The sequence below is a fragment of the Saccharothrix sp. CB00851 genome, assembly GCF_001905065.1.
Lineage (GTDB): Bacteria > Actinomycetota > Actinomycetes > Mycobacteriales > Pseudonocardiaceae > Actinosynnema.
The window spans coordinates 653,163-677,835 of the sequence record NZ_LWLC01000001.1 but is presented as its reverse complement, the minus strand read 5'-3'; the positions used below and the strand labels follow the sequence as shown (position 1 = coordinate 677,835).

The following is a 24,673-nucleotide window of genomic DNA, read 5'->3' as shown; positions in this document are numbered from 1 at the left end:
TCACCCGTCCGATACCCCAAGTGGCGTCTCCCGAGCGGCCTAAAGGCGGCCCGCGTCGATGATCCGCCGCAGGAACTGCCGGGTGCGGGGGTGCACGGGCTCGCCGAGCACCTGTTCGGGAGGCCCGGACTCGACCAGCCTGCCGCCGTCGAGGAACACCACCCGGTCGGCGACCTGCCGGGCGAAACCCATCTCGTGGGTGGCCATCAGGATCGTCCGGCCCGCCGACGCCAGCTCCCTGACCAGCGCCAACACCTCCCCCACCAACTCCGGGTCCAACGCGCTGGTGATCTCGTCCAGCAGCAGCAACCGCGGCGAGTAGGCCAACGCCCGCGCAATCGCCACCCGCTGCTGCTGCCCGCCGGACAACTGCTCCGGGTAACCGCCCGCCCGGTCCGCGAGGCCGACCCGGTCGAGCAGGTCGAGGGCGTTGCGCTCGGCCTCCTCCCGCGGCACGCCGTGCACCACGCGCGGCGCCAGGGTGACGTTGTCCAGCACGGTCATGTGCGGGAACAGGTTGAACGCCTGGAACACGATGCCCATGCCGCGCCGCGCCACGTCGGCGTCCACCCGCGGGTCGGACACATCGACGCCGTCGAGCAGCACCTGCCCGTCGTCCAGCTCCTCGAGCAGGTTCACGCAGCGCAGCAGCGTCGACTTGCCCGACCCCGACGACCCGATCACGGTGACCACCTCGTGCTCGCGCACGTCGAGGCTGATCCCGTCCAGCACGGTGTGGTCGCCGTAGCGCTTCACCACACCGCGCACGCTGAGCACCGGCTCGGTCATCGTCCCCCCTGACGGCGCTCCACCCGGCGGCCCAACGCGTCGGCGAACCGCGCCGTGGGCACCGCGAGCAGCACGAACAGCAGCCCCGCCACCACGTACGGGGTGAAGTTGAACGCCCGCGCCTGCTCGATCTGCGCGGCGCGCACCGCGTCCACCGCGCCGAGCACGGAGATCAGCCCGCAGTCCTTCTGCAGCGAGACGAAGTCGTTCAGCAGCGCGGGCATGACCCGCCGCACGGCCTGCGGCAGCACCACCAGCCGCATGGTCTTGCGCCTGTTGAGGCCGAGCGACCGGGCCGCCGCCACCTGCGACGGGTGGACCGATTCAATGCCGGCGCGGAACACCTCGGCCACGAACGCGGTGTACGCGAGCACGAGCGCCGCCCCGCCGAGCACCACGAAGTCGTTCGGCACCCCGGTGAGCCGCAACGCGGGCAGGCCGAACCCGACCAGGTACAGCAGGATGATCAACGGCATGCCGCGGAACAGGTCCACGTACACCGTCGCCAGCACCCGCAGCGGGAACCACACCGGCCCGCGCAACGTCCGCAGCGCCGCCACGACCAGCGCGAACACCACGATCAGCACACCGCACACGGCCAGCACGCGCAGGTTCAGCCACAGGCCCTCCAGGATCGCGGGCAGCGACCGCCACGCGATCTCCACGTTGAAGAACGACTGCCGCACGCGTGGCCAGCCCGGCGCGCGGGCGATCGTGACGCCGACCGCCACGGCGAACACGGCGGTCGACAGCAGCGCGACCAGCGTGGACCGCCGCGAACGGGAGCGCTTGTAGGTTGAACGCTCCCGTTGCAGCTCGCTCGTCACTTCAGTTCGGGTGCGCTGCCCGCGGACGACAGCCACTCCTGCTCGATCCTGGCCAGGGTGCCGTCGGCGCGCAGGTTCTCCACCGCCGTCGACACGCACGGGGTGAGGGGGCTGCCCTTGTCCAGCACGATGCCGAACTGCTCGGGCTTGCCGTCGCCCGACGGGATCTGCCCGATGATCAGGCCTTCCTCCAGTTCCGCGCTCGTGATGTAGAACGCGGTCGGCAGGTCGACCACCAGCGCGTCGATCTGCCCGGCGCGCAGCGCGGCCTTGCCGTCGTCGTTGGTGTTGTAGACCGCGACGTCCTGCTCCGGCTGCAGCCGCTGGGCCGCGTCGAAGCTGGTCGTGCCGACCTGCGCGCCGATCTTGACCTGCTTGAGCTCGGCCAGCGTCTTCACCGACGCGGCCTTGGACGTGTTCAGCGTGATCACGGCCTGGTCCACGTCGTAGTACGGCGCGGAGAAGTCGACGGCCTGCTTGCGCTCCTCGGTGATGGAGAACTCGTTCAGGTCCATGTCGTAGGTCTTCTTGCCCGGCTGGATGGCCGCGTTGAACGGCACCCGGGTCCACACCACGTCGGTCTTCGCGTAACCCAGCTCCTCGGCCAGCGCGTAGGCGATCGCGGACTCGAAGCCCTTGCCGTTGGTCGGGTCGTCGTCCACGAACCAGGGCTCGTACACCGGTTGGTCCGTGCCGAAGGTGATCTTGCCCGGGGTGAGCGTGGGCAGCTTGTCCTTCGTGCAGGCCACGCCGTCGACCTGGTTGGTCGGCGGCGGGGTCTCGTCCGCGGGGGCGCAGGCGATCGCGAGGAGGGCCGTCACGGTGAGTATCAGTCCGGGTGCGCGCATGCGCTGAATCTTGCCGCAGGTGGGAAGGGCAGCCCATGGGCTCCGGACAAGTAGGCTTCGGCCGTGCCCAAGCTCGCCGACTACCGGCAGGTCGCCGCAGGCAAGGTCCGTCAGGTCCACGAGGTGGACGACGACCTGCTGCTGTTCGTGGCGTCCGACCGGATCTCCGCCTACGACCACGTGCTGACCACCCCGATCCCGGACAAGGGTCGGGTGCTCACCGCGATGAGCGTGTTCTGGTTCGAGAAGTTCGCGGACCTGGTGCCCAACCACCTGGTGGCGTGGGACGACCCGCGCATCCCCGCCGAGGTGCGCGGCCGGGCGCTGCTGGTGCGGCGGCTGGAGATGGTCCAGGTGGAGTGCGTGGCGCGCGGCTACCTGACCGGGTCGGGGATGGCCGAGTACCGGCAGACCGGGTCGGTGTGCGGCGTGGAGTTGCCGTCCGGGCTGGTGGAGGCCTCGGAGCTGGTGCCGCCGATCTTCACCCCGGCGACCAAGGCCGAGCTCGGCGCGCACGACGAGAACGTGTCGTTCGCGCACGTCGAGGCGGAGGTCGGCGCCCCGTTGGCGGCACGCCTGCGTGACGCGACGCTGGAGGTCTACGGCGCGGCGCGGGAGTTCGCCCGGTCGCGGGGCGTGATCCTGGCGGACACGAAGTTCGAGTTCGGGCTGGACCGGTCGGGGACGCTGGTGCTCGGCGACGAGGTGCTGACGCCGGACTCGTCGCGGTACTGGCCGCTGGAGGGGTACGGGCCTGGGCGCGTGCAGCCGTCGTTCGACAAGCAGTACGTGCGCGACTGGCTGACCTCGCCCGCCTCCGGCTGGGACCGGGCGTCCGACACCCCGCCGCCACCGCTGCCCGACGACGTCATCGCCGCCACCCGGTCGCGGTACGTCGAGGCGTACGAGAGGATCACCGGGCGTTCGTTCGCGGACTGGCCCAGCCCTGAGGAGACGGGCGCGGAATAGTTCGCCGGCTCCGCACCCGGGCGTCACCTCGTCTTAGAGCGGGCGACACGCCGATGGGGCGCACTGGGTGCCATGGTCGCCGAACTCGTGGTTTCGCTGTCCGGCATCGGGCCGAGCGCGCTCGCCCGGTGCGCCGACCTCGCCGACGAACTGGACCGGCGGCGGGTGCCGTTGTCGCTGCTCCTCGCCCCGCGCAAGGCCGTGCCCGGTGAGGCGTTGAGCTGGGTGCGGCGTCGCGTGGCCGCCGGTGACGCGCTGGTCCTGCACGGTTTCGACCACCAGCCGGACCCGACCCACCGGGCCGTGTCGCTGCGCCGCCGGGCCGAGTTCGCGGCGCTGCCCGCGCACGAAGCCGGCCTGCGGCTGGTCGCCGCCCGGGCCGGCCTGGAGCGGCTCGGCTTGGCCACGGAGGTGTTCGCGCCGCCGTCCTGGCTCGCGTCACCCGGCACGCTGGTCGCGTTGCGCCGGCACCGGTTCGCGGTGTGCGCCGACATGGCGGGCGTGCGCGACCTGCGCACCGGCGCCACGCGGGCCGGTCGGGTGCGGATGGTCACCGAGCACTGGAGCTACCTGCTCAGCGTCGGCCGTGCGGCACGGCGCGGCGGGCTCGTGCGGATCGGCGTGGACGCGGCCGACCTGGACCGGCTCGGGCCGCGCGAGGCGGTGTTGGAAGCCGTCGACCTGGCCCTGCACCACGGCGCGTCGCCCGCGACCTACAGCTCGACCGCCTCGCCGCGCGGCAGCACCACGACCTCGACGCCCTCGGGCGCGGTGCCGACCAGGACGCGGTAGAAGATCTCCGTCCGGGCCAGGATCGCCTCGTGGATCGGCACCGCCTTGCGCGGGCCGACCTTCGCCAGGAAGTCCGCCGCGTCGGAGACCTTCATCCACGGGGCGGCGGTAGGCAGGCCGAGGACGTCGACACGCTGCTCGGGCACGGTCAGCGAGTCGCCGGGGTGGTAGAACGCGCCGTGGTCGACCAGGTAGCCGACGTTGACGGGCAGCTCGATCCGCTCGTGGATGACCTCGTGCGGCGCGTCGACGACGGTGACGGCCGTGCCGCCGAACTCCAGCGCGTCACCTGGGTTGACGATCTCGGCGCCCTCCAGGTCGAACGGCGCGATCAGTCGTGCGCCGGGGTTGGCCGCGCGGACGGCGGCCAACCCGCCCGGGTCGACGTGGTCGCGGTGCTCGTGGGTCACCAGGATCGCGTCGAGCCCTTCGAGCACCTCGAAACCCGACGAGTACACGCCGGGGTCGAACAGCAGCCGGGCCGCGCCCGTGTCGACCAGCAGGCACGAGTGCCCGAAGTGGGAGATCAGCATGCGGGTGCTCCTCTCTGCGGCGCCGCTCACCCCACGTCGTGCAGCAGCGCGTCCTCCACGCCCGGCGGCAGTCCCGCACGTCGGGTGCGGTCCAGGCCGAGGGCCTGTTCGTACGCCAACGCGTCCACCGCCGTCTCGGCCGTGGGTCGGACCCGCAGTCCCGCCGCCAGCGCGGGACCCGCGTCGCGGAACATCATCGCCCGGTGCGACGGCGGCAGCCACAGCGGCAGGGACTTCGCGCCCATCCACGGCTCGACGCCGTGCCGCTGGAGAACGGGCCCGGGGATGCGGACGAGCACCGTGCCCGGCGGCGCCACGGCGCCCGCGATCTCGCCCAGGACCAGCGACAACGGGTTGGCCGGGCCGATCGCGTCGTAGGTGCCGGTGGTGCGCCGCTCGGCCGCGTCCACGATCCAGGCGGCGAGGTCGCGCACGTCGACGTGCTGCGCGGGCTGGTCGGGCGCGTCGGGAACGGCCACCCGGCCACCCCGGGACAGCCGGTTGGGCCAGTAGCCGAACCGGTCGGTCGGGTCGCCGGGGCCGGTGATGAGGCCGGCGCGGACGATGAAGGCGCGGTCGCCGACGGCGTCGAGGACGGCGTGCTCACTGGCCACCTTGACCGAGCCGTAGCGCTCCGAGGACATCGGCGCGTCGGGGTCGTCCTCCAGCGGGTCCAGCGTGGCCGTCGTGCCGGGGAGGGAGTGGTCGGCGTAGACCGAACAGCTGGAGACGAACGTCCAGTGGTCCGCGGTCACCGATCTCAACGCCCGGCGGACCCACGTGACCGACATCTTCGCCACGTCCACCACCGCGTCGAAGTGCACACCCTCCAACGGCCCCAGGTCGACGTCCCGGTCCACGGGCACCAGCACGGCCCCGTCCGGCACCCGCCCGGACTCCCCACGTGCCGCGCAGACCACCTCGTGCCCCCGCCGCACCGCTTCGGCCGCCGCCGCCTTGCTGAGGAACACCGTCCCACCGAGCACCAGGATCCGCATGATCCCCACCCTGCGGTGCCGCCCCGCCCCCCGCCACCACGTCCGCCCATAGCGAACGCCCTACCGGGCCGGGAAAGGCGCGAGCACGGCCGCCGACCGTCCGGAGGGGGACCGTGCTCACTTCCTCGGCTCAACAGCTTCGGCTGAGTCGACCTTAGCGAAGTACCGCGCCGGGAATCCAATTTCCGACGGGTGAATCCGCTTCGAACAATGGACCAGTGGGGCGGCCGAACACACGTTCGGGCGGATTCGCTACGGATTGGTCGGTGGGGTGCCGATACCCGGCCGTGAGTGTGCACGCATTCGTGGACGAGTCCCGACGAAACGACACGTACTACCTGGCTGTGGCTATCGTCCCGCCCAAAGACCTCAAGCGCCTCCGGTCGGCGCTGCGCGCCCTGTTGTTCCCGGGCCAGAGGGAACTGCACTTCTACAACGAGAAGCAGGGGCGTCGCAAGCTGCTGCTGTCGAAACTGGTCGAGTCCGGCCCTCGGGTCGATATCTACCGGACGAGCTGCCGTCAAGGGGAGGAACGTGCCCGGCAGGAGTGTGTGGCGAGGTTGACCGACGACCTGCTCGACCTCCAGGGCCACCGGTTGGTCTTTGACAGTCGCGCCTCACGGGACACCTTCGATGTGCACACGATTCGCAGTGTGCTGAACAAGCGCGCCGGCGAAAGTCTGCTCGTCTACGAGCACGTCGACAGCGTGGACGAACCGCTGCTCTGGCTGGCGGACATCGCCGTTTGGTGCCACGGTGCCGGCGGCGACTGGGCCCGACGTGCTGCGCCCATGATCGGTTCGGTGATTCGACTCGACTGGCCGTAGATAGCGCGAAGCGCGGGCGCCCAACCGTCCGGGAGGGGGACCGCGCTCGCTTCCTTGGCCTACTGGCCTCGGCTGTGATCAGGTTAGCAGGAACCGGCCCCGGAATGCTGCATCACGATCGGGTGATCCCAGGTGAACGTGTGCTGCCCACCACGTGCGAAGTTGATGAACACCCTGGTCAGGTAGGCTCTGCGAGTACCGCCAGCCCTCCTAGCTTGGAGCAGCCTGTCGTGGCCCGAGTCGTCGTCGACGTCATGCCGAAGCCCGAAATCCTCGACCCGCAAGGACAGGCGGTGGCCAACGCGCTGCCCCGTCTCGGGTTCGACGGAATCACCTCTGTCCGCCAGGGCAAGCACTTCGAGCTGGAGGTCGCCGACGACGTCGACGACGCCACGCTCGCCAAGATCGCCGAGACCTTCCTCGCCAACCCCGTGATCGAGGACTGGGTCGTGAGGCGGGTCGAGGCATGAGGGTCGGGGTCATCACGTTCCCCGGCACGCTGGACGACGTCGACGCCGAGCGCGCGGTCCGGTACGCGGGCGGGGAAGCGGTCAAGCTCTGGCACGCCGACCACGACCTGAAGGACGTCGACGCGGTCATCGTGCCCGGTGGGTTCTCCTACGGCGACTACCTGCGCTGCGGCGCGATCGCCCGGTTCGCCCCGGTCATGCAGGAAGTGGTCGACGCGGCGCGCAAGGGCATGCCGGTCCTCGGCATCTGCAACGGCTTCCAGATCCTGTGCGAGGCGCACCTGCTGCCCGGCGCGCTGATCCGCAACCACAAGCTGCACTTCGTGTGCCGCGACCAGTGGCTGAAGGTCGAGAACAACGCCACCGCCTGGACCACCCGGTACGACCAGGGCGCGGAGATCCTCGTCCCGCTCAAGTCCGGCGAGGGCGGCTACCAGGCCGACCAGTCCACTTTGGATGAACTGGAGGGCGAGGGCCGCGTGGTGTTCCGCTACGTCGGCGAGAACCCGAACGGCTCGCGCAACAACATCGCGGGCATCACCAGCGCCAACGGCCGGGTCGTCGGCCTGATGCCGCACCCGGAGCACGCGATCGACGCGCTCACCGGCCCGACCGACGACGGCCTCGGCATGTTCCTGTCCCTCGTCGACTCGGTGGTGAAGGCCTGATGACCGTCGACACCGTCAAGAACGCGGAGAACACTCCCGACCAGGAGCAGCCCTACAAGGAGCTGGGCCTCAAGGACGACGAGTACGCCCGCATCAAGGAGATCCTGGGCCGCCGCCCCACGGACGCCGAGCTGGCCATGTACTCGGTGATGTGGAGCGAGCACTGCTCCTACAAGTCGTCCAAGGTGCACCTGAAGTACTTCTCCGACACGACCACCGACGAGATGCGCGCCAAGATGCTCGCGGGCATCGGCGAGAACGCGGGCGTGGTCGACATCGGTGACGGCTGGGCGATCACGTTCAAGGCCGAGAGCCACAACCACCCGTCCTACGTCGAGCCGTACCAGGGCGCGGCGACGGGCGTGGGCGGCATCGTGCGCGACATCCTGGCGATGGGCGCGCGTCCGCTGGCCGTGATGGACCCGCTGCGCTTCGGCCCGGCCGACGCGCCGGACACCCGCCGCGTGCTGCCGGGCATCGTGGCCGGCGTCGGCGGCTACGGCAACTGCCTGGGCCTGCCCAACATCGGCGGCGAGGTCGTGTTCGACGCGACCTACGCGGGCAACCCGCTGGTCAACGCCCTGTGCGTGGGTGCGATGCGGGTCGAGGACCTGCACCTGGCGCACGCCTCGGGCACCGGCAACAAGGTCATCCTGTTCGGCGCCCGCACGGGCTTGGACGGCATCGGCGGCGTGTCGGTGCTGGCCAGCGAGACGTTCGACGACACGGCGGGCGCGGGCAAGCGCAAGAAGCTGCCCAGCGTGCAGGTCGGCGACCCGTTCACCGAGAAGGTGCTGATCGAGTGCTGCCTGGAGCTGTTCGCCCAGCGCATCGTGGTCGGCATCCAGGACCTGGGCGGCGCGGGCCTGGCGTGCGCGACGTCGGAGCTGGCCAGCGCCGGTGACGGCGGCATGCACGTCTACCTGGACCGGGTGCCGCTGCGCGCGTCGGGCATGACGCCCGCGGAGATCCTGTCCAGCGAGTCGCAGGAGCGCATGTGCGCGGTCGTGCGGCCGGAGGACCTGGACGCGTTCATGGCGGTCTGCCGCAAGTGGGACGTCATCGCGACCGAGATCGGCGAGGTCACCGAGGGCGACCGGCTGGTGATCACGTGGCACGACGAGGTCGTGCTGGACGTGCCGCCGCGCACGGTGGCGCACGAGGGCCCGGTGTACCACCGGCCGATCGAGCGCCCCGCCGACCAGGACGCGGTGCAGGCCGACACCCCGGACCGGCTGCCGAAGCCGGCCGAGGATGAGCTGCTCGACCTGGTGAAGACGATGGCCGCGTCGCCGAACCTGGCGTCGAAGCGGTGGGTCACCCAGCAGTACGACCGGTACGTGCGCGGCGGCACGGTGCTCGCGCAGCCGGCCGACTCGGGCATGATCCGGATCGACGAGTCGACCCACCGGGGCGTGGCGCTGTCCACGGACTGCAACGGCCGCTACACCAAGCTCGACCCGTACGCGGGCGCGCAGCTGGCGCTGGCCGAGGCGTACCGCAACGTCGCCACCACGGGCGCGACCCCGGTCGCGGTCACGAACTGCCTGAACTTCGGTTCGCCGGAGGACCCGGCGGTGATGTGGCAGTTCGAGCAGGCCGTGAAGGGCCTCGCGGACGGGTGCGTCGAGCTGGGCATCCCGGTGACCGGCGGCAACGTCAGCTTCTACAACCAGACCGGTTCGACGGCGATCCTGCCGACGCCGGTGGTGGGCGTGCTGGGCGTGATCGACGACGTCCGCCGCCGCATCCCGACCGGGATCGGCGCGGAGGCGGGCGAGACGCTGCTGCTGCTCGGCGAGACGCGCGCGGAGTTCGGCGGCTCGGAGTGGGCGCACGTCGTGCACGGGCACCTGGGTGGCTTGCCGCCGAAGGTGGACCTGCAGCGCGAGAAGCTGCTCGGCGAGATCCTGGTGGCGGGTTCGCGGGACGGCATGCTGTCGGCCGCGCACGACCTGTCCGACGGCGGTCTGGCGCAGGCGCTGGTGGAGACGTGCCTGATCGGCGAGGTCGGCGCCCGGGTGTTCCTCGAGGGCGACCTGTTCACCGAGCTGTTCAGCGAGTCGACGGCCCGCGTGCTGGTGGCCGTGCCGCGCACGGAGGAGCTGCGGTTCACCGACATGTGCACCGCGCGCGGCCTGCCGTGGCGCAAGGTCGGCGTGGTGGACCCGGAGTCCGACGCGCTGGAGATCCAGGAGCTGGGCTCGTTGCCGCTGGCCGAGCTGCGTGAAGCCTGGGAGGGCACCCTCCCGGCGCTGTTCGACTGAGCGAGGAGTGGCCGGCCGGGGAGGACCCGGCCGGCCACCTCGTGATCAGCCGTTGGCCAGGGCTTGGAGCCGGTCGTAAGCGCCGTTGAACTGGTTCTGGTCGATCGGTGACGACGTGTACTGCCAGAACGTGTAGATCCGCCACGCGTACGGCAGGGTGCCGACGGTGGACGAGTAGCGCGCGATCCACAGCGGGTTGGTGGAGCTGAAGTCGCCGCTCACGCACTGGGTCCACCAGCTGGTGGACGTGTAGATGACGGGCCAGCGGCCGGTGCGGGCGTGGTAGCGGTCGCTGAACGACTTGATCCACGCGGTCATGCTCGCCTTGGACAGCCCGTAGCAGGTGGAGCCGTAGGGGTTGTACTCCATGTCCAGCGCGCCGGGCAGGGTCTTGCCGTCCCGGGACCAGCCGCCGCCGTTGTTGACGAAGAAGTCGGCCTGGGTGGAGCCGGCGGACCGGTCCGGCAGCGCGAAGTGGTAGGCGCCGCGGATCATGCCGACGTTGTAGGACCCGTTGTACTGCTGGGCGAAGTACGGGTTGCGGTAGGTGGTGCTCTCGGTGGCCTTGACGTAGGCGAACCGCTTGCCCTGGCCCCACCAGTAGTTCCAGTCGACGTTGCCCTGGTGGCCGCTGACGTCGATGCCGTACACGACGGCCTGGGCGCTCGGGTCGGTCGGGATGGCGATGCGCCGGCCGCCGCCGCCTTCGTGCTTGGCGATCTGCGAGCCCATGGCGTGGTCTTCGACGACGGGTTCGGCCTGCGCGGCGTTGGCCGATCCGGGCGCCGTTAAGCCGAGTACCGCCAGTCCGATGCTGGTCAGGAGGGCGGTGGCAGAGCGTGCGAGGTTCTTCATCGGTGACTCCTTGAGCCAGTGCAGGGAGTTGACTCGATGGGCAGTGTGCTGCACCTCTAACCGGTTCACCAGGGTTCATGTGAATTAGTCACGAAAACGGAGCAACGCCCGGTCATCCCAGGGCGACCCGGTGCAACTGCTCGTCGTTGCCGTTGAAGACGTTCTGGTCGCCGGGGAACTGCCCGGCCGCCTGCCACTGCCAGATCGTCTCGTAGTCCCACCCGTGCGGCAGGGGCCCGAGCACGTCGGCGTAGTGCGCCACCCACAGCGGGCTCGTGTCGCCGAACCGGTCCGCCTCGCCGACGCACCGGTTCCACCAGCTCGTGGACGTGTAGATGGTCGGGTGCCTGCCGGTTCGCTGGACCAGCCGGTCGCTGAACGCCCGCACCCACGCGCCCATCGCGGCCTGGCTCAGGCCGTAGCACGTGTCGCCGTACGGGTTGTACTCCAGGTCGACCGCGCCGGGCAGGGTCTTGCCGTCGGGGGACCAGCCGCCGCCGTTGGAGGCGAAGAAGTCGGCCTGGGTGGCGCCGTCCGACCGGTCCGGCAACGCGAAGTGGTACGCCCCGCGGATCATGCCGACCTGGTAGGACCCGTTGTACTGCTGGGCGAAGTTCGGGTTGCGGTACCCGGTGCCCTCGGTCGCCTTGACGTAGGCGAACCGCGCGCCGTCCGCCCATGCCTTGGCCCAGTCGACGTCACCCTGGTGGCTGCTGACGTCCATGCCGGGCACGCCGGCGGGCCGGGACCGCGCGGTGCGGTCCCGGCCCTCGTGCTTGGCGATCTGCGAGCCGGCGAAGTGGTCCGCGGACCCCGGCGGGAGCGCTTCGGCGACGGGCACCGGCAGGAGCGTCAGCGTGATCGCCAGGGCACCCAGTCGGGTGATCAAGGTGCGCAGGCGGGTGTGCGTCGCCATGAACGCCCCATTCGGTCGGCGGTGCTGGTAAGTCCGACCCAGATCGTCAGGCCGGACGCGTGCCGCCGCATCCGCAGGATGTCACCCGTCCAGGCGCTTCAGCTCGTCCTCCGACAGCCGCAGGTGCACCGCGTCGGCCGAGTCCGAGATGCTCGCCGGCCGCGACGAACCCGGGATCGGCACGACCTGCGGCGCCTTGGCGAGCATCCACGCCAGGCACACCTGCTGCGGGCTCACGCCGTGCTCGCGGCCGATCTCGGCGAACGCGGTGAACCGCTCGCCCAGCTCGCCCGCCGCGCTCATGCCGCCCAACGGGCTCCACGGCAGGAACGCGATGTCCAGCTCGGCGCACAGCTCCAGCTCCGGTTCGCTGAAGCGGAACGCGGGCGAGAACTGGTTCTGCACGCTCGCCAGCCGGCCACCCAGGATCTCGTCGGCCTCCCGGATCTGCGCCGGGTTGAAGTTGGACACCCCGGCCAGCTTGATCTTGCCCGCGTCGAGCAGCTCGGCCAGCGCGCCGACCGACTCGGCGGTCGGCACCTTCGGGTCCGGCCGGTGGAACTGGTAGAGGTCGATCGCGTCCACGCCGAGCCGGCGCAACGACGCCTCGCACGCCGACTTCAGGTACTCGGGCCGCCCGTCGACCTCCCAACCCCCGCCGCGGGTGCGCGTGTGGCCGCCCTTGGTGGCGACCATGACGCCGTCGACACCCTTCAGCGCCTCGGCGATCAACTCCTCGTTGTGCCCGAAGTCGCTGTCGTCGGCCGAGTAGGCGTCCGCGGTGTCGATCAGCGTCACGCCCTTGTCCAGCGCGGTGCGGATGGTCTCGATCGCCTGGGCGCGGTCGGGACGGCCTTCCAGCGACATCGGCATCGCGCCCAAGCCGATGGCACTGACCTCGACTCCCCCGATTCGGCGAGTCAGCATTGTTTGACCTCCGTGTGTCGCGGTTGTGCATCACCAGCTTGGGCGGTAGGCATTAAGCTGTCCAACAGAAGAAGCTGATGCAATTCAGCAGTACGGGTGATGAATCGTGGAACTCCGGCAGCTCGAGTACTTCGTGGCCGTGGCCGAGGAGTGCCACTTCACCCGCGCCGCCCGACGCATGCATGTCGCCCAATCGGGTCTTTCCGCGTCGATCCGCGCGCTGGAGGTCGAGCTCGGCGCGCCGCTGTTCGTGCGCAGCACCCGCCAGGTGGAGCTGACCCAGGCCGGCCGGGCGCTGCTGGTCGAGGCGCGGCGCGTGCTGGGCACGATCGACGCGGCGCGGGACGCGGTGGCCGCCGTGCAGGGGCTGCTGCGCGGCACGCTGGCCGTGGGCAGCATCCAGTGCCTGCACGCCGTGCACCTGCCCGCCGTGCTGGCCCGGTTCCACGAGCTGCACCCCGGTGTGGACCTGCGGCTGCGCCAGGCGGGTTCGGGCGAACTGGTCGACCTGGTCCGCGCCGGACGCCTGGACCTCGCGTTCGTCACGTCCGGCCGGGCGGTCGACGACCTCAAGTCGTCCACGCTGTCCAGCGAACCGCTGGTGCTGGCGTGCGCGCCGGAGTTGCCGTTCGCCGAACGCGAGTCGGTGCGGCTCGCCGAGCTGGCCGGTCAGCCGTTCGTGGACTTCAACCCCGACTGGGGGACGCGTGACGACGTGGACCGCGCACTGGCCACCGCCGGCGTGGACCGCAAGGTCGCGGTCGAGGTCAACGACGTGCACTCGCTGCTCGACTTCGTCGGCTTCGGGCTCGGCGTGGCGCTGGTGCCCGCCTCGTTCGCGGCGAAGCAGACCAGGGCGAAGTTCGTGGAGCTGGTCGACGCGCCGACCGCGGAGACCGCCGTGGTCACCGCGCCGACGGTGAGCGCCGCCGCGTCAGTCCTGCTGGACATGGTCCTGGAGGCGGGCCGGGGGCTGCCCGTCGCCGGTTAGCCGCCAGCCGTCCGGGTCGTTGCGGAACGCCGTTCCCGCCAGCACTTCCAGTTCGCCGACCAGCTGCCGCGGCGGTTCGGGCGACACGTGCAGGAAGGTGCCGACCTTCGCCCCGGTGACGTTGACCTCGCGCTCGAACGTGGTGTCCTGGAACGAGATGCCGCCGTCGAACCTCCCGTCCCGGAAGTTCACGCGGCCGTGGAACCTGGCGCCGGAGAACAGCGCGGGCTTGCTCAGCACCGCCTCGCCGAACTGGGTGATCCCGTAGAACTGCGCCCGCCGGGCCACCAGCCGGCCGAACCGGCGCCCCTCCAGCCGGAAGTGCACGAGCTTCGCACCGGTCAAGTCCAGCTGGTACGGCGTCGGGTCCGGGTCGGCGCCCCAGGGCAGCAGGTCCGTGATGAGCCGTTGCGCGGTCATCCGGACGGTCATCTCCTGGTCCTCCTCCGGCGTCACCTCGCGATCCTCGCCGAAGAACGCCTGCTCCGGGTCTTCCGCCTTCTTCCCGAGGGCCGCGTGCTCGAACGGCCGCCGCAGGTACGCGCACAGCACGCTGAGCACGGTCTGCTTGTACCGGGGCGTGGTGTGCGCCAGGCCCGCGAGCACGTGCATCGCACCCACCCTGACCTGGTCGGCCTCGTTGCCCAGCAGCTCGACGGCCCGCGCGAACCGCTCGTCGGCGACCTTCTCGCTCTCCAGCTCGTGCCGCGCCTCCTCGACGCGCCGCCGCCGGTCGTTGAGCCACAGCGCGTACAGCGCCACGATCGAGCCGCCGGCCAGCCCGCCGGTCTTGATCGCCTCCGCCTTCGGCTGCTTCGGGTCGACCAGGATCAGCACGGCGGTCGTCACGACCGTCACCACCAGCGCGCCGAGCACGCTCGCCGCCAGCAACCCGCGTCCCCGCACGTCAGCTCCTGACCAGTCCGAGGCCGCTGTCCTCGCGGCGCTCCACCACCCAGCCGTCGGGCAGGGTGTTCTCGTGCTCCGGCGAGACGTACATCGCGTGCGTGCGCGCCACCGTGGGCTTGCCCAGTGCCAGGTTCAGGCCGCCGGTGAACTTCGCGCCCTCGAAGTCGATCGGCTCGGCGAACTCGCAGCCCTCGAAGCTCACCGGACCGGCGAACGACCCGCCGGCGAACTTGGTCGGGCCCAGGAACCGCGTGGCGGTGTAGTCGGCCCGCTCCGCGCAGGTGAACCGGCTGAACCAGGCCTTGCCGTGGATGGTCATGTGGTGCAGGTACAGCCGGCCGGCGCTGTCGGCGTCGGTGAACCAGGCTCCGCCGTGCACGACCACGTGGTGGAAGGAGTTCGACTGCTTCAGCTGGGCCGCCCGCAGCATCAGGTCGCCGACCTGGCGGTGGGAGATGTCGAAGTACTCCAGGTAAGCCCTGGTCAGGTCGAGGTTGTAGCGCGGCGCGTGCTCGTCGTCGGCGCGCGGCAGGAGGTCGGCGACCAGCCGTTGCGCGGTGAGCCGGACCTCCAGCTCCTCGCGGGGCCCGCCCTCGAACGGCCGCCGCAGGTAGGCGCACAGCACGTCGAGCACGGTCTGGGTGTACTCGGCGCGTGACCGCGCCAGCCCGGCCAGGGCGTGCATCGCACCCACCCGCACCTGCTCCGCCTCGTGACCGAGCAGTTCCACCGATCGGGCGAACCTCTCGTCGGCGACCCGCGACCGATCGTGTTCGGCCCGCGCGTCCTCCAGCTTCTGCCTGGCGACCTCGACCAGCTGCCGGTCCTCGTCGGTGCGGCGCCGCCGGTCGTTGAGCCACAGCGCGTACAGGGCCACCAGCGCGCCGCCCGCCAGGCCCCCGGTCTTGATCGCCTCGTTCTTCGGCGCACCGGGGTCGACGACGAACAACCAGCCCGCGACCAGCAGGAACGCCCCGATGGACCCGGTGAGCGTCGGCACCAGCAGGCTGCGCCCGCGCCGGTGCTGCACGACCAGCAGCACGGCCGCCAACGCCGAGACGACCGCGCCCGCGATCCACAGGTAGCTCACAAGGCCGTCATTCTTCCCGGTGATCAGATCAGGGGTGGGTGATTGAAGAACTCGCGCACGCCGACGGTGTGCTAACTCACCGGATTGGCCCATGATGTGGGTGTCACCGCAACGGTGGGAACACGAGCACGTTCAGAGGAGAATCCGGTGGACAGCGTGGAGCGGCCCAACTGGGCGCCGGGCGACATCGACCTGGCCCGCCCGAGCATCGCGCGGGTCTACGACTACTGGCTCGGCGGCGCGCACAACTTCGCCGTCGACCGGGCCGTCGCCGACAAGGTGCTGACCGACGTGCCGATCATCAAGACCATCGTGCTCAACCACCGCGCGTTCCTGCGGCGGGCGGTGCGGTTCATGCTCTCGCGGGGCATCCGCCAGTTCCTCGACCTGGGCTCCGGCATCCCCACGGTCGGCAACGTGCACGAGATCGCGCAGGCCACCGACCCGTCCGCCCGGGTCGTGTACGTCGACGTGGACGCCGTCGCGGTCGCGCACAGCCGGGCCATCCTCACCGGGAACGAGCTGGTGCACGTGCTGCAGACCGACGTGCGGGACGCCAAGCAGGTGCTGGCCTCGCCCGAGGTGCGGGAACTGCTGGACTTCGACGAGCCGATCGGCGTGCTGATGATCGCGCTGCTGCACTTCGTGCCGGACGCCGAGGACCCGCGCGGGATCGTCGCCGACTACCGCGAGGCCCTCCCGGGCGGCAGCTACCTGGCGATTTCGCACGCCGGGTTCGAGGAAGGCGAGTGGGACCCGGCGTGGGACGACGCGCGCAGCGTCTACAACCGCGGCGTCAGCGAGATGTGCTTCCGGCCCCAGCGCGAGGTGGAGGCCATGTTCGACGGCTTCGAGCTGGTCGAGCCGGGCGTGGCGCGGCTGCCGCTGTGGCGGCCGGAGTCACCGGACGACGTGGACGAGAGCGCGGCGCACTTCGTCAGCTTCGGTGGCGTGGGGCGGAAGGCCTGATGAACGGCCTGGACGCCGGTCGCGCGCCGGGCACGGCAGTCGACCGCGTGCCGCGACCGGCCGTATCCTCTCGGTTGTGGCGGTAGGCCGACGGACATGACGGAACAGGTTGACCATCGGGTGGCAGCACCGGGCCGATCGAACCTCGACCCCGCCGTACTGGCCGGGGCGGAGTCCTTCGCCCGGACCTGGGCGACCGCCGTCATCGGCAGCAGCTACGTGCCCATGACGCGGACCGAGGTCGCCGAGCACCTCCAGGCGTTGACCGAAGTGCTGGTGCACGCGCTGCACGCCAGCCCGTTCCGCACCGCGCCCGGCTACGAGATCGGCGCCCGCCTGGTCGAGGCCCACTTCACCGGCACGGACACGCTCGGCCGCACCGTCCAGCTGCTCGGCGACGACCTGCTCGGCGAGCTGGGCATCCAGCCGGACGAGCTGATGCGCTCGCGGCTCGCGGCGTTGCAGGGCGCGTTGGCCGCCGGCTACGCCCGTGCGCTGCGCGAACGCACGCTGGCCGAGCAGGAGGCGATCCGCGCGGCCGTGCTGGACGCCCGTGACCAAGCCGAAGCCGCGCTGCGCGCGTCCGAGGCGCGGTTCCGGGCGATGTTCACCGAGGCCGCGATCGGCATCGGCATCGCCGACATCGAGGGCCGGATCCTCGACGTGAACCAGTCGTTGCAGGACATGCTGGGCTTCAGCGTCGAGGAGATGCGGCAGTACAACATCCGCGACCTGATGCACCCCGAGGACGGCGGCAGCGTCTGGCGGCTGTACGACCAGCTCACCGCGGGCGAGTGCGACCACTACCGGGCCGAGAAGCGGTTCCGCCGGGCCGACGGCGAGCAGGTGTGGACGCACCTGACGCTGTCGCTGGTGCGCGACGACCACGGCGACCCGCAGTACCAGGTGGCGATGATCGAGGACGTCACCGACCGCCACCTGCTGCAGAACCGGCTGCGCTACCAGGCGTTGCACGACCCGTTGACCGGGCTGCCGAACCGCGCGCTGTTCCTGGAACGCCTCGGCCGCGTGTTCAACAACAAGGCACGCCACCGCGCCGGCCTGTGCTACCTGGACCTGGACGGGTTCAAGGTGATCAACGACAGCCTCGGCCACGACATCGGCGACCAGCTGCTGGTCGAGGTGGGGCGGCGGCTGGACCACTCGGTGTCCGGCGAGGGCAAGCTGGTCGCCCGGATGGGTGGCGACGAGTTCGTCATCCTGGTGGAGGGCTCGCAGGACACCCAGGACATCGTCAACGTCGCCGACCGGGTGCTGCGCGAGCTGGAGTCGCCGATCCGGATCGGCGGGCACGAGCTGACCGTGTCGGCGTCGATCGGCATCGTGGAGCGCGCGCTGTCCGGCACCACGGCGGCCGACCTGATGCGTGACGCGGACATCACGCTGTACTGGGCGAAGGCGGACGGCAAGTCGCGCTGGGCGCTGTACAACCCGGAGCGCAACGCCAAGGAGGTCGCCCGGTTCACCCTGTCGGCGACGATGCCGGCGGCGCTGGAGCGCGACGAGTTCTACGTGGACTACCAGCCGCTGGTGCGGCTCGAGGACAGCACCGTGGTCGGCGTGGAAGCGCTGGTGCGCTGGCAGCACCCCGAGTTCGGGCGGCTGGCGCCGGACCGGTTCATCGAGCTGGCCGAGGAGACCGGGCTGATCGTCCCGCTGGGCCGGTGGGTGCTGCGGCGGGCGTGCGAGCAGGCGCGGCGGTGGCTGGAGGAGTTCGGCGACGCCGCCCCGTTCGTGTCGGTGAACCTGGCCGTGCGCCAGTCCCGCGATCCCGAGCTGGTGCGCGACGTGAAGCGGATCCTGGACGAGTGCGCGCTGCCGCCGCACCACCTGCAGCTGGAGCTGACCGAGAGCGCGATCATGGGCACCGCCGACGAGCCGCTGGAGGCGCTGCGGGCGTTGTCGGAGATGGGCGTGCGGATCGCGATCGACGATTTCGGCACGGGCTACTCGAACCTGGCCTACCTCAAGCACCTGCCGGTGCACGAGCTGAAGATCGCGGGCTCGTTCATGGAGGGCCTGCGCGCGGCGGACGAAGAGGACGCGGTGGACGTCCAGATCGTCTCCACGCTCGTGCAGCTGGCGCACGCGCTGCAACTGGGCGTCACCGCGGAAGGCGTGGAGACACCGGCCCAGGCCAAGCGCCTGCACCGCATCGGCTGCGACACGGGCCAGGGCTGGTTCTTCGCCAAGCCGATGAAACCGGCGGACATCGACGAGCTGCTGCGCCGTTAGGGCGGTTCAAGCCCTACGCCAGGTCCACGACCACCTTCACGTCGTCGGGCTGCCGTTCCAGCGCGTCGGTGAACCGGTCGAGGGGCACGCGGCGGGTGATCAGGCCGTTCAGCCACGGCCGGCTGGCTTCGGAGAGCGCCTCGGCGGCCGCCAGGTAGTCCGGCAGGCCCGCGTTGACGGTGCCGACGATCGCCTTGTTGCCCAGCACCATGCCGTCGAACACGCCCGGGTCCAGCGGCACCGGATCGTGCTCGCCGGTCAGGCCGGCCAGCACGGTGACCGACGCGCGGCGGGCGCACTCCCAGATCAGGGGCGCGGCACCGGTGCACTCGATCGCCACGTCGACCTCGGCGGTGACCTCGGCCAGGTCCGGGTAGTACGTGGCGCCGAGGGTGGTGACCAGGTCCGGCTTGCGGCCGTCGGTGACGCGGTCGACCACGTGCACCGCCAAGCCCCGCTGCACGCCGAGCAACGCCGCCAGCAGGCCGATCGGCCCGGCACCGGTGATCAGCGCCGACCGCACCGGCAGGTGCGACCGCGCCGCCACGGCCGACGCCGTCGCCCACGCCTTGGCCACCACCGACGCGGGCTCGGTCAGCACACCCGCGTCACCCAGCGTCGGGTCGAGCTTCACCGCGAACTTCGGCGGCACGGTCCAGCGCTGCATCCCGTACCCGTCGAGCTCCTTGATGCCGCGCTCGGTGTACTTGCCGTTGCGGCAGAAGTCCCACGCGTCCACCGCGCACGCCGGGCACGGCTCCGGGTCGGGGCGGCGGACCACCCCGGCGACCAGGTCACCCGGCGCGAACTCCGGCGTGGGGCTGGAGAGCACCCGGCCCAGCGACTCGTGGAACGGCACGATGTGCTCGCGACCGGGCGGCAACCAGCCGAAACCGTCGCGGATGATCTCCACGTCGGTGCCGCACAGGCCCACCAGCAGGCCCTCCACCAGCAGCTCGCCGTCAACCGGCACGACCTCGCGGTCCACCACGCGTGACGCCGACGGCGTGCCCGGGACGACCTCTGCCGCCCTCACGCCGCACCGCTGCGGTGGCGCTCGTCGCGGGTGTGGCCGCCGAACAGCACCGCCGCGCTGTTCACCAGCGCCAGGTGGCTGAACGCCTGCGGGAAGTTGCCGCACATCCGCCCGGTGCCCGCGTCGTACTCCTCGGCCAGCAGCCCGACGTCGTTGCACAGGTCCACGAGCCGGTCGTACATCGCCAGCGCCTCCTCGCGTCGCCCGGCCAACGCCAGCGCGTCGACGTACCAGAACGAGCACGCCAGGAAGCTTCCCTCGACACCGGCCAGTCCGTCCACTTCGGACTCGCCGGGCGAGGTCTCGTAGCGGTCGACCAGGTCGCCGCGCTTGAGGACCCGGGCGATCGCGTCCAGCGTGCCGACCACGCGGTGGTCGTCGCCGGGCAGGAAGCCGACCGCCGGGATCAGCAACGTGGCCGCGTCCAGCTCGGTGCCGCCGTAGTACTGGGTGAACGCGCCCAGCGACGCGTTCCACCCCTTGGCCAGCACTTCGGCGTGCACCGCGTCACGCAGTTCGCGCCACCGTTCCACGGGACCGGGCAGCCCGTGCTCCTCCACCGCCCGCACGGCCCGGTCGAACGCCACCCACAGCATCACCCGCGAGTGGGTGAAGTGCCGGTCCGGGCCGCGCACCTCCCACAAGCCCTTGTCCGGCCGCTCCCACACCTTCTCCAGGTGCCGCATCATGCCGCGCTGCATGGCCCACGAGTCCGGTGTCTCTCCCAGCCCGCGTTCCCGCGCCAGGTGCAACGCGTCCATCACCTCGCCGTACACGTCCAGCTGCAACTGCCGGTAGGCCGCGTTGCCGACCCGCACCGGCTTCGCGCCCCGGTAGCCGGGCAGCCAGTCGACCTCCCACTCCACCAGGTGCCGCTCACCGCCGATGCCGTACATGATCTGCAGGTCCGCCGGGTCGCCCGCGACCGCGCGCAGCAGCCACTTCCGCCACGCCAGGGCCTCGCTCGTGCAGCCGAAGTTGTCCAGCGCCAGCAACGTGAACGTGGCGTCGCGCAGCCAGCAGTACCGGTAGTCCCAGTTGCGCTCGCCGCCGAACGTCTCCGGCAGCGACGTGGTCGGCGCGGCCACGATCCCACCGGTCGGCGCGTACGACAGGCCCTTCAACGTGATCAGCGACCGCCGCACCGCCTCGGCGTGCGGCCCGTCGTAGGCGATCCGGGACGACCAGCCCAGCCAGAACGCCTCGGACCGCGCCACCTCCGCCATCGCGTCCACCGGCGCGGGCGGCTCGTCCGGCGAGTACGCGAACTCCATCACCCACGACAGCCGCTCGCCCGCCGACACGGTGAACACGGCCTCGTGCGCGCGTTGACCCGGCACCCGGTACGGCAACCGGTCGCCGTACAGCGCGACCGCGGACGGCCCGGCCAGCGCCACGATGCACTCCTGCCCGTCCCGCTCACCGCGCCGCACCCACGGCACCGAGTCGGCGTAGGCGAACCGCAGCACCCACCGCAACGACATCTCGACCTGCCCGGACACGCCTTCCAGCACGCGCACCACCCGCGTGTCGGCGTCCCAGTCGTCCTGCTCGGGCGGCATGGTGTCGATCAGCCGCACCACGCCGTCCAAGGTCTCGAACTCGGTCTCCAGCACCAGACTGCCGTCCCGGTAGGACCGGCGCACCGACAGCGCCTCGCCGGTCGGCGCGATCCGCCAGTGCCCGTCGTCCTCGGTGCCCAGCAACCGGGAGAAGCACGACGGCGAGTCGAACCGCGGCATGCACAGCCAGTCGATCGACCCGTCCCGCCCCACCAGGGCCGCCGTCCTCAGGTCGGACAGCAGCGCGTAGTCCTCGATCCGTCCAGGTCCCGTGTCTCCCACCCCGCCGACCCTACGGACCCGCGTTTGCCCGCGCGCGTCGTCGCCCGCGTTGCCCGCAAGTCGTCTTGCGGGTGACGTCGATCCGATACGTTGGTGCTCATGCGCCGTGTCGTGCCGCTCATCGCCGCCCTGGCCCTGCTCGCGGGCTGCTCGCAATCCACGGACGGGAACGCCAACCCCGGTGGTCCGACGCCCACGACCACGGCCGCCGGTCAGACGTCCAAGTCGGGCAAGCCGTCCGCGACTTCGAAAGAGCCGACCAAGCGCCCGAAGACGATCAACATCGAGGGCGTCGACCCGTGCACGCTGCTGACCGAGCCGCAGCGCGCGGAGTTCGGCCTCGACCAGCCGCCGCAGCCGAGTGACGACGCACCCGGCAAGAAGGGCTGCACGATCAGCCGCTCGGACCGCCAGTACTTCGCCGGCATCGTCGCCGACACGACCGCGGGCATCGACGACTACGCGAAGTCGGAGGGCAAGGTGACCAAGCTGGAGGTCGGCGGCTTCCCCTCGCTGCTGGTCGAGGCGGACACCGCCCTCGGTCTCACCTGCTCGGTCACGGTGGACGTCTCGGACGGCCAGGTGGTCGACGTGGGCGCGTTCAGCCTGGGCGACGTCGACATCCCGACCCTGTGCCAGGTCGTGCAGCCGGTCGCGGCGGCCGTCGTGACCAATCTGAACAAGTAGAAAACTCGCCCTTTGCAGAGGGAACCGCTCACCCGCGTCATGCATCAGAGCTAAAGTCGTCACAGATGCACACGCTGGGGTATGTGCAGCACTGAGGAGGGGTGTGCCGTGTTCATCGCGGATGGTGGTGGCGGGGGAACGACGCCGACGACGCTGCCCGACTACGCCGGTGCGCAGCGGAAGTTGAGCATCGATCCCTCGGCGATCCCCGACGCGCGCAAGGTGTTCGTCGACGCGTTGAACCAGCTCGACTCGAAGCTCCGGGTGGCCGTGGCGCAGCTGAAGGCGAAGCCCTGGGCGGGCGACCCGGTGAGCAACGAGACCGCCGACCGGTTCAACCAGGACACCTTCGAAGCAGGCGACTCGGCCGGTCTGACGGCTCTGAAGGCGTACCGCGAGCAGCTCCAGGGCGTGGTCGACCAGCTCACCGCGATCGAGGCCGACTACCGGCGCGTCGAAGGCGACAACACCGCGTCCTGGGGACGCATCAACAACGGCTGACCTGCTGACCTACGCACCCGAGGGGGGCGAGCACGATGGGTGACCACCGCTGGCGCGGGTATGCCCACCCCGATCTCTACCGGATGATCAACGAGGGTCCGGGCGTTGCCGCGTCCCGGCCGCTCGAGGACTCCTGGAAGTCGTTGTCCGAGGCCCTGGGCGAGATCGACACCTCGATCAAGGAAGGGCTCACCAAGCTCGGCGCGAGCTGGGAGGGCGAGACCGCGGACACGACCACGGCCTCGCTGTCGCCCCTCGCGGCCTGGGCCGAGGACGCCCAGCAGGGTTCCAGCACGATGTTGACCTCGGCGCAGCTGCAGGCGGACTACATCGCGGACGCCCGCAAGGAGATGCCCGAGCCGGTGCCGGTGACCACCGAGGCGCCGTCCCTGGGCGACAAGATCATCGGCGGGTTGACCGGTCCCGTCGGGATGATGCACGTCATCCAGCAGCAGCAGGACCACGAGCGGCAGGAAGCGGCGCAGGACAACGCCGAGGCCAAGGCCGTCGAGGTGATGAACAACTACCAGTCCAGCAGCGAGTGGAACGCCGACACGCTGGGCAAGTTCGTCCCGCCGCCGAAGGTCGTCATCGACACCCCGCCCCCGGCGGGCGCCGGTGAGTTCAACAACTCGAGCGCGAACTACAACTCCACCCCGACGTGGACGGCGCCGAGCGACAGCGGCACCACGAAGACGTCGTGGGCGCCGCCGTCGACCGGCACGCCGGTCCCCGGCGTCGTCTCGCCGCCCGGCGGCACCACGAACCCGTCCTGGGCACCGCCGCCGACCAGCACGCCGCCGACGCCTCCGCCGACGTTCACGCCACCGGTGAACACGCCGGTCAAGCCGCCCGTCGGCCCGGTGCCGCCGCCCACGTGGACGCCGCCGAAGCCGCCGACCAGCCAGGTCCCGCCGCGGGTGCCGACCGGTCCCGGTGGGCCGCCGCGCCCGGGTCTGCCGAACAACCGGGTCCCCGGCATGCCGGGTGTGCCCGGCCCCAACGGCATGCGTCCCGGTATGCCCGGCATGGGCGGTGTGCCCGGTTCCGGCATGCCCGGCGCGGGTGTGCCCGGCGGTAGCAACCCGGCCGGCTTGCCCGGTCGTGGTGGCGTGCCCGGTGCCGGTGGCTTCGGTCCCGGCGCGGGTGGCCCCGGCGCGGGTGGCCCCGGCGCCGCGGGTCGTCCCGGTGCGGGCGGTCCGGGCATGGCCGGTGGGATGGCAGGCGCGCAGGGCGGCAACGGCGAGGACGACATCGAGCACAAGGCAGCCGACTACCTGGTCGAGACGAACGACGTGTTCGGCGACGACCGGCTCGTCGCGCCGCCCGTGATCGGGGAAATGCCGCAGTAAGGGATCCACCGGCACGGGCTCGCGTCGACCACGGCGCGGGCCCGTGTCCGGTGTTCAGGGGACGGGGATGTCGGTGACGTATTTCGGGGGGCCCGCGGAGCGGGAGCCGATCGAGCTTTCCGCCGAGGAGTTCGACGTGCTCTGGGAGCGCCTCGACCTCGGCCAGATGCCGTTGGTGATCAAGGTGCCGTCGCCGGGCAAGACCCACGCCGAGCGCGCCGACCTGGAACGACGCGTCTGGCAGGGCATCGGCGCACGCGGTCTCGGCGGTCCGACCGGGCTGCACCCGGAGCTGGACTACCTGCTGCGGCTGTTCAGCAGGCCCGAGCGCGAGGTCGACGGCCGGGTGTGG

Annotated in this window: 25 protein-coding genes; 13 read left to right on the top strand and 12 right to left on the bottom strand. The window is 71.1% G+C overall.

The window, feature by feature from the left end; translation table 11 throughout:
• Positions 1 to 39: 39 nt before the first annotated feature.
• The 3 genes from A6A25_RS03360 to A6A25_RS03350 are packed head-to-tail and all read right to left on the bottom strand — an operon-like array spanning position 40 to position 2,464.
• Positions 40 to 789, bottom strand: coding sequence for an amino acid ABC transporter ATP-binding protein (locus tag A6A25_RS03360; RefSeq protein ID WP_073886168.1), 750 nt, complete (start codon positions 787 to 789; stop codon positions 40 to 42).
• Positions 786 to 1,616 carry an amino acid ABC transporter permease gene (locus A6A25_RS03355; RefSeq protein ID WP_143192929.1) on the bottom strand — a complete coding sequence of 277 codons (831 nt, stop codon included), beginning with the start codon at positions 1,614 to 1,616 and terminating at the stop codon, positions 786 to 788. Before A6A25_RS03355 ends, A6A25_RS03360 begins: the two co-directional genes overlap by 4 nt.
• The gene (locus A6A25_RS03350) at positions 1,613 to 2,464 is read right to left on the bottom strand and encodes an ABC transporter substrate-binding protein (protein WP_073886166.1); all 852 of its coding nucleotides are present in this window, start codon (positions 2,462 to 2,464) and stop codon (positions 1,613 to 1,615) included. The genes A6A25_RS03355 and A6A25_RS03350 overlap by 4 nt, the downstream gene beginning before the upstream one ends.
• A 63-nt stretch (positions 2,465 to 2,527) precedes the next feature.
• Between A6A25_RS03350 and A6A25_RS03345 the strand changes: the two genes are divergently transcribed.
• Positions 2,528 to 3,433: a phosphoribosylaminoimidazolesuccinocarboxamide synthase gene (locus A6A25_RS03345; RefSeq protein ID WP_073886165.1), complete on the top strand. Its 906-nt coding sequence runs from the start codon at positions 2,528 to 2,530 to the stop codon at positions 3,431 to 3,433.
• 72 nt (positions 3,434 to 3,505) lie between these two features.
• A complete protein-coding gene (locus tag A6A25_RS03340) occupies positions 3,506 to 4,225 on the top strand; it encodes a DUF2334 domain-containing protein (RefSeq protein WP_073886164.1) in 720 nt (239 codons plus the stop codon).
• On the opposite strand, the gene A6A25_RS03335 is transcribed toward A6A25_RS03340, so the two are convergent.
• The gene (locus A6A25_RS03335; RefSeq protein ID WP_073886163.1) at positions 4,147 to 4,758 is read right to left on the bottom strand and encodes an MBL fold metallo-hydrolase; all 612 of its coding nucleotides are present in this window, start codon (positions 4,756 to 4,758) and stop codon (positions 4,147 to 4,149) included. The two genes, A6A25_RS03340 and A6A25_RS03335, sit on opposite strands and share 79 nt — an antisense overlap.
• A gap of 26 nt (positions 4,759 to 4,784) precedes the next feature.
• Positions 4,785 to 5,756 carry an NAD-dependent epimerase/dehydratase family protein gene (locus A6A25_RS03330; protein ID WP_073886404.1) on the bottom strand — a complete coding sequence of 324 codons (972 nt, stop codon included), beginning with the start codon at positions 5,754 to 5,756 and terminating at the stop codon, positions 4,785 to 4,787.
• Positions 5,757 to 6,061: 305 nt separating this feature from the next.
• Between A6A25_RS03330 and A6A25_RS03325 the strand changes: the two genes are divergently transcribed.
• From A6A25_RS03325 to purL, 4 genes are all read left to right on the top strand, one after another.
• On the top strand, positions 6,062 to 6,583 hold the full coding sequence (locus A6A25_RS03325) for a hypothetical protein (RefSeq protein WP_241828475.1): 522 nt from the start codon (positions 6,062 to 6,064) through the stop codon (positions 6,581 to 6,583).
• A gap of 230 nt (positions 6,584 to 6,813) precedes the next feature.
• Positions 6,814 to 7,053 (top strand): phosphoribosylformylglycinamidine synthase subunit PurS, encoded by a 240-nt coding sequence (gene purS, locus A6A25_RS03320; RefSeq protein WP_033428368.1) that lies wholly within the window; start codon positions 6,814 to 6,816, stop codon positions 7,051 to 7,053.
• Positions 7,050 to 7,721, top strand: coding sequence for a phosphoribosylformylglycinamidine synthase subunit PurQ (gene purQ, locus A6A25_RS03315; RefSeq protein WP_073886161.1), 672 nt, complete (start codon positions 7,050 to 7,052; stop codon positions 7,719 to 7,721). Before purS ends, purQ begins: the two co-directional genes overlap by 4 nt.
• A complete protein-coding gene (purL, locus tag A6A25_RS03310) occupies positions 7,721 to 9,988 on the top strand; it encodes a phosphoribosylformylglycinamidine synthase subunit PurL (RefSeq protein ID WP_073886160.1) in 2,268 nt (755 codons plus the stop codon). Before purQ ends, purL begins: the two co-directional genes overlap by 1 nt.
• Positions 9,989 to 10,033: 45 nt before the next feature.
• Here the strand turns inward: purL and A6A25_RS03305 are convergent, their stop codons facing one another.
• From A6A25_RS03305 to A6A25_RS03295, 3 genes are all read right to left on the bottom strand, one after another.
• Entirely contained in the window at positions 10,034 to 10,843 is an 810-nt protein-coding gene (locus tag A6A25_RS03305; RefSeq protein WP_083667850.1) for a lysozyme, read from the bottom strand.
• Positions 10,844 to 10,955: 112 nt separating this feature from the next.
• Positions 10,956 to 11,759 carry a lysozyme gene (locus tag A6A25_RS03300; protein ID WP_083667848.1) on the bottom strand — a complete coding sequence of 268 codons (804 nt, stop codon included), beginning with the start codon at positions 11,757 to 11,759 and terminating at the stop codon, positions 10,956 to 10,958.
• Positions 11,760 to 11,840: 81 nt separating this feature from the next.
• Positions 11,841 to 12,686, bottom strand: a complete 846-nt coding sequence (locus A6A25_RS03295; protein ID WP_073886159.1) for an aldo/keto reductase — start codon at positions 12,684 to 12,686, stop codon at positions 11,841 to 11,843.
• 106 nt (positions 12,687 to 12,792) lie between these two features.
• Here A6A25_RS03295 and A6A25_RS03290 point away from each other — a divergent pair, with 106 nt between their 5' ends.
• Complete coding sequence (locus tag A6A25_RS03290; protein ID WP_073886158.1) at positions 12,793 to 13,677, top strand: LysR family transcriptional regulator; 885 nt, start codon at positions 12,793 to 12,795, stop codon at positions 13,675 to 13,677.
• On the opposite strand, the gene A6A25_RS03285 is transcribed toward A6A25_RS03290, so the two are convergent.
• Together A6A25_RS03285 and A6A25_RS03280 are read right to left on the bottom strand one after the other, a co-directional pair.
• Positions 13,621 to 14,583, bottom strand: a complete 963-nt coding sequence (locus A6A25_RS03285) for a pentapeptide repeat-containing protein (RefSeq protein WP_083667846.1) — start codon at positions 14,581 to 14,583, stop codon at positions 13,621 to 13,623. The genes A6A25_RS03290 and A6A25_RS03285 overlap by 57 nt on opposite strands.
• 1 nt (position 14,584) lies before the next feature.
• Positions 14,585 to 15,676, bottom strand: coding sequence for a pentapeptide repeat-containing protein (locus A6A25_RS03280; protein WP_241828474.1), 1,092 nt, complete (start codon positions 15,674 to 15,676; stop codon positions 14,585 to 14,587).
• 147 nt (positions 15,677 to 15,823) lie between these two features.
• Between A6A25_RS03280 and A6A25_RS03275 the strand changes: the two genes are divergently transcribed.
• Together A6A25_RS03275 and A6A25_RS03270 are read left to right on the top strand one after the other, a co-directional pair.
• Positions 15,824 to 16,645, top strand: a complete 822-nt coding sequence (locus tag A6A25_RS03275; RefSeq protein WP_143192928.1) for an SAM-dependent methyltransferase — start codon at positions 15,824 to 15,826, stop codon at positions 16,643 to 16,645.
• Positions 16,646 to 16,741: 96 nt separating this feature from the next.
• Positions 16,742 to 18,901 carry a putative bifunctional diguanylate cyclase/phosphodiesterase gene (locus A6A25_RS03270; RefSeq protein ID WP_198932557.1) on the top strand — a complete coding sequence of 720 codons (2,160 nt, stop codon included), beginning with the start codon at positions 16,742 to 16,744 and terminating at the stop codon, positions 18,899 to 18,901.
• Between the two features lie 13 nt (positions 18,902 to 18,914).
• Here the strand turns inward: A6A25_RS03270 and A6A25_RS03265 are convergent, their stop codons facing one another.
• Positions 18,915 to 19,937 carry an alcohol dehydrogenase catalytic domain-containing protein gene (locus A6A25_RS03265; RefSeq protein ID WP_073886156.1) on the bottom strand — a complete coding sequence of 341 codons (1,023 nt, stop codon included), beginning with the start codon at positions 19,935 to 19,937 and terminating at the stop codon, positions 18,915 to 18,917.
• Positions 19,934 to 21,781, bottom strand: a complete 1,848-nt coding sequence (locus tag A6A25_RS03260; RefSeq protein WP_073886155.1) for a glycoside hydrolase family 15 protein — start codon at positions 21,779 to 21,781, stop codon at positions 19,934 to 19,936. The genes A6A25_RS03265 and A6A25_RS03260 overlap by 4 nt, the downstream gene beginning before the upstream one ends.
• A gap of 99 nt (positions 21,782 to 21,880) precedes the next feature.
• On the opposite strand from A6A25_RS03260, the gene A6A25_RS03255 reads away from it, so the two are divergent.
• The 4 genes from A6A25_RS03255 to A6A25_RS45220 all read left to right on the top strand — a co-directional run.
• Positions 21,881 to 22,468 carry a DUF3558 domain-containing protein gene (locus tag A6A25_RS03255; RefSeq protein WP_143192927.1) on the top strand — a complete coding sequence of 196 codons (588 nt, stop codon included), beginning with the start codon at positions 21,881 to 21,883 and terminating at the stop codon, positions 22,466 to 22,468.
• Between the two features lie 108 nt (positions 22,469 to 22,576).
• Positions 22,577 to 22,969 carry a hypothetical protein gene (locus tag A6A25_RS03250; protein WP_073886153.1) on the top strand — a complete coding sequence of 131 codons (393 nt, stop codon included), beginning with the start codon at positions 22,577 to 22,579 and terminating at the stop codon, positions 22,967 to 22,969.
• A 35-nt stretch (positions 22,970 to 23,004) separates the two neighbouring features.
• Positions 23,005 to 24,321, top strand: coding sequence for a PPE domain-containing protein (locus A6A25_RS46200; protein WP_083667845.1), 1,317 nt, complete (start codon positions 23,005 to 23,007; stop codon positions 24,319 to 24,321).
• Between the two features lie 67 nt (positions 24,322 to 24,388).
• A partial coding sequence (locus A6A25_RS45220) for an ESX secretion-associated protein EspG (protein WP_338013190.1) occupies positions 24,389 to 24,673 on the top strand: 285 nt, incomplete at its 3' end.